Consider the following 303-nt stretch of genomic DNA (forward strand, 5'->3'; position numbering starts at 1 on the left):
GGCATTCTGGGACCCGTCGTCAACGACGAGTTCTCCGACGTCGACTCCATCCTCTACATGATGACCGGCGACGGCGCCGACTATGCCCAGCTCAAGAAAGTCTCCGAAGGCCTCCGCCAGCGTCTGCTGAAGGTGTCGGGTGTGACCAAGGTCGACGTCTACGGCAATCAGGATGAGCGCATCTTCGTCGAGTTCAGCCACGCCAAGCTCGCGACCCTCGGCATCACGCCGCAGGCGCTGTTCGATTCGCTCGCCAAGCAGAACAACGTGACGCCGGCCGGCACGGTCGAGACCTCCTCGCAG

General features: G+C 63.0%; 1 protein-coding gene. It reads left to right on the plus strand.

The window, feature by feature from the left end; all coding sequences use genetic code 11:
- A partial coding sequence (locus MOV74_RS40495) for an efflux RND transporter permease subunit (protein WP_246933147.1) occupies positions 1 to 303 on the plus strand: 303 nt, incomplete at both ends.

This window comes from Bradyrhizobium sp. SHOUNA76, assembly GCF_023006445.1.
Lineage (GTDB): Bacteria > Pseudomonadota > Alphaproteobacteria > Rhizobiales > Xanthobacteraceae > Bradyrhizobium.